Annotated in this window: 4 protein-coding genes; 3 read left to right on the top strand and 1 reads right to left on the bottom strand. The window is 72.4% G+C overall.

The genetic code is table 11. The features are described 5' to 3' along the window. Positions 1-161 precede the first annotated feature (161 nt). The 3 genes from VIB55_RS03025 (at position 162) to VIB55_RS03035 (ending at position 1567) form a co-directional block, all read left to right on the top strand. On the top strand, positions 162-488 hold the full coding sequence (locus VIB55_RS03025; protein WP_331875186.1) for a hypothetical protein: 327 nt from the start codon (positions 162-164) through the stop codon (positions 486-488). A 163-nt stretch (positions 489-651) separates the two neighbouring features. Further along, complete coding sequence (locus tag VIB55_RS03030; protein WP_331875187.1) at positions 652-930, top strand: hypothetical protein; 279 nt, start codon at positions 652-654, stop codon at positions 928-930. Positions 931-1105: 175 nt separating this feature from the next. Continuing rightward, positions 1106-1567: a hypothetical protein gene (locus VIB55_RS03035; protein WP_331875188.1), complete on the top strand. Its 462-nt coding sequence runs from the start codon at positions 1106-1108 to the stop codon at positions 1565-1567. A gap of 824 nt (positions 1568-2391) precedes the next feature. Here the strand turns inward: VIB55_RS03035 and VIB55_RS03040 are convergent. Further along, a partial coding sequence (locus VIB55_RS03040) for a hypothetical protein (RefSeq protein ID WP_331875189.1) occupies positions 2392-3887 on the bottom strand: 1496 nt, incomplete at its 5' end.

A 3887-nucleotide genomic window follows, 5' to 3' on the forward strand; every position in this document is an offset into this window, starting at 1 on the left:
CGTTCGGTTCCCGTGCGCGCGAACACACCAGCACCCATCCCGCCGCATCTGCGACATTCCCGGTATCCACGGTGCACCCTGCCGGGCGCCGCGTGCCGCGGGTGGCATGCGGACGGCGCCTTTTCCGGGCGCCGGGGACGATCCAGCAAGGGAGAGTACGGATGAAGAAGCTGCTCATCATGGTTCCGGCGATCGCGCTGATGGCTGCCTGCGGCGGCGGCGGTGAAGAGGGCGGGGCCGGCGGCGAGACGGGCACCACCGACGGCGCCGCGACCACCACGACCGACATGGGCGCGGGCACCGGCACCACCGGCACGGCCACCACCGATCCGAACGTGGGCACGGGCGCCACGACCGGCACCGGCACGGCCATGCCGGGCGACACCACCGGCCTGGGGGTGGGCGCCGCGCCCGCGGGCGGCACCGGCGGCACGACGGGCACCACCGGCGGCGCCACCGGCACCACGGGCGGCACCACCACGCCCTGATCCGGACCGAGCGCGTACGGGCGGGCCGGTCGCCGGGGGACACGTTCCCCTGGCGGCCGGCCCGCTGCTTTTTTGAGCCAGGCTCCCGCGCGTCCGGTTGTTGCAGAGGACGGCGCCCCGCGATCCACATGGACGGAACAGAACCTGAACCCGGAGAACAGCGATGAAGCGCAACGGAGTGGTGGTGCCCCTGGCCGCGCTGCTGCTGGCCGCGTGCGGCGGCGGTGGCGGCGAGGGCAGCAAGACGGACGTGCAGGGCAGCCCCGACACGGCGGGTGCGGTGGGCACCACGACGGGAACGTCCACGGGTCTCAGCACGGGCCAGCAGGTGGACACGGCGGGCATGGGCACCAACCCGCCCACGGCTGGCGGGCAGGTGGTGGACACAGCCGGCATGCCCGGCACCGCCGACACCGCCCAGGGCACGCCCCCCGCGCCGTAATCCTTCCAGGAGAAGGGGATAGCGGAATTCCGGCCGAAACGGCGCGCTCGCGGTTCGCTAGTACGTGAGGGGGAGATGCAACTTTTTTGAGGTTGCATACGTCTTATGGAGAGTGCCGGCGCGCGGGGCCTGCCCCCGCTCCGACCCCACTCACCCTCTTCTCCTGGTTAACTCCATGTCGCTTCTTAGCTTGCGCAGCGTGGCCCTGGCCGCCGTCCTTTCGATCAGCACCGCCGGCGCCGCTTCGGCGCAGCAAGCCGCGCCCGCTCCCGCCGCGGCGCCTGCCGCCACGGCGTCCGCCGGAAACGCGGCTGCGGCAGAGCGGGCGCCCCGCGCACCCCGTCGCGACCGGAACCGTGTGACGCTCGAAGAGCTTTCCGCGGGCACCCCCGTGGACCTGTACACGTTCCTCCAGCGCGGGCGCGGGGCGTGGCTGCGCACGCGCGGCGCTTCGTCGTTCAACAAGCCCGAACTGGTGTGGGTGTATCGTGACGGGGCCAAGGTGGGCACTGTCGCCGCGCTGCGGCAGATCCAGACCAGCGAAATCCGCGAGATCCAGTACCTGGACGGCAGCGCGGCTACCCAGCAGTTCGGAGTGGACCACGGCTCCGGTGCCATCCTGCTGCGGTCGCGCTGAGCAGCGCCTTCAGCCCGGCAGGTCGATCCCAGTTCCACCGAAAGGCCCCGGCGTGCATTCGCACGCCGGGGCCGAGCATTTCACCGCAAAGCCCCGGCTCAGACGCCGCTGTCGCGTCCAGCCTTGGGCCTCACCTGCACCCGGTCCGCACCTGCCGACCCACGCGATGTCATCCCGATGGAGCGGCCACGCCCGGCCCGCCCGTGCACTATAGACGGCAGCGACTGAGGGATCCGCCACACATTCCGCAAGTCGCTTCATACTTTCCGAAACGCAGGACCTGTTGCCCTGTTCCTCGGCGTTGAACGCCTGAAAAGCCTGGAACCCGTCGTGAGCAGTCGTGGAGGCGGTCAGCGCGCTGTGTGGCGGATCCCTCAGTCGCTGCGGTCGGCGGTGTGGATGCAGGTTCGACGGGGCCGCTCCATCGGGATGACAAACCGCGGTTCTCCCGTCTCCCGGGCTTTGGGGATGGGTGCGAGAAGAGCCGTGTCGGCACCTCTGTTCGGTCGCGCGACAGGCTCCAACACACATCCAAGCAAGCCAGTCCGCGAAGGCGGACTTCGTGTGTTTGTTGCAGCGGTTTCAACCGCCCGTGCCGGGGCTCGGCGCATCCCCTGGGTCCGCGCCCCACGGTGCCGTGCCCGCTGCCGCGCCCAGGCTGAAAAGGCATCCGCGGTTAGATCCTTCGGCCCGCGAAGCCTTTGCTGCGGGCGGGTTTGGCGCGCCTGTCAGGATGACAGAGTTTCGCGCGTGACTCGGCCGGAGCGCCGGGTCGGATTCTCCCGTTCCCCTGTGCAGCGGGGATGAGGCGGACCGCGCCAAACCTACTGCAGCGTCAGCTCGGTCGACTGGATGATCTGCACCGGCCGCACCTTTTCCATCACCCGCAGGTGGGCCCGGTCCGACGCGCCGGGCGCCAGAAAGATCATCTGGTGCTCCGGCGCCTCGTGGTGCCGCGGCAGCGACGCCCCCACGATCGTCACGCGCCACCAGCCCGGCCGCAGCCCGGTCGCCTCGAACCGCCCCTCGCCGTCCGTCACCGCGCGGCGGACGCCGCCGGCACCAGACAGTTCCACCTCCACTCCCGCGAGCGGCGCGGCCGGCGAGTCCGCCCCGGCCTCCGCGGGTACGCGCTCCACCAGCCCCGTCATCCGCGCGGCCAGCTCCAGCCCGATCTCCACGCGGCCGCCACCATCTTCATCGACCGTCACGGGCACCGGCAGATCGCGGTTCGCCACGCGCTCCGGGCCCGCTCCCGCATCCACCCGCACCGTGTACGATCCCACCGCCAGCCCCGCGAAGCCCGCAATCCCGCGCCGGTCGGTGATGGCGATGCGGTCCGCCAGGCGCACCAGCACGTCGGCGATGCCGCGTCCCGTCGTGGGGTCGAACACGCGGACGGTCACCTGCCCCTCTCCGCGCCCGGGAAGCGGAATCGCGGTGGGGAGCGCGTATTCCATCGTCCCGCGCCGATCCCATCCCCCGGCAATCCCCGCGTTCGCCAGTCCCCGCAGCGTCACGCGGTGTCCGGCGCCCAGGCTGCGCTCCAGCGACAGGTCCATCCGCGCGTCCATCGCCGCTCCGTCCGGCCGCCGCGCGTGGGCAGCCACCCGCACCCACGTCCCGGCGAGCACCGGCACCTGCACCGACGCCGCGCCCGACCACTCCCGCGCCGTCAGAGCCGACGCCGATGCGCCCTCCCGCCGCTGCACCACAATCCACGCCGAGGCGCCGCCGCGCGTGGATACGGTGGATTGGAGCGAGGCGGCGCGGAAGGGCGCGGGGGCGGCGCCCGGAAGCGGAACGACGGTGCCGGCCTCGTACGCGGGATGCAGCCACGCGCGCCGGAACACCGGGATGCCAAGCCGGCCGCGGACCGACCGCAGGTCGCCGCGCGACGCCGTGTCTCCCCCGGTCTCGCGGTACTCCACGCTCAACCAGGTTCCCCACCCGATGGAGGCCGAGCGGGAATTCGAAAACGTCTGAATCGTGTCGCCCGGCCGGCGCAGGTCGCCGCCCCGCCGCGCCGAGGCGGATATCGAAAGCTGGCCGATCGGGCGCAGCACCACCGTGGCGAAATCCTGGTCCCCCGAGCCGATGTAGCCGCCAGCATCGGCGCCGCGAAGGTGCTGCACGTCGTACGTCAGGACGCGGGTGTGGCCGGATGCGCGCAGGGCACGCGGCAGATTGGGCCCGCCCGGCGCCGCCTCGGCCTCGACCGACAGCAGGGACGACAGCGTGGAGGCGCCCTCCACCGTCCACCGGCCGGGCGCGGAGTCCGGGGCCAGCACGGTGAGGCCCACGCGGGCGCGACGGCCGC

The sequence above is a fragment of the Longimicrobium sp. genome, assembly GCF_036554565.1.
Taxonomy (GTDB): domain Bacteria; phylum Gemmatimonadota; class Gemmatimonadetes; order Longimicrobiales; family Longimicrobiaceae; genus Longimicrobium.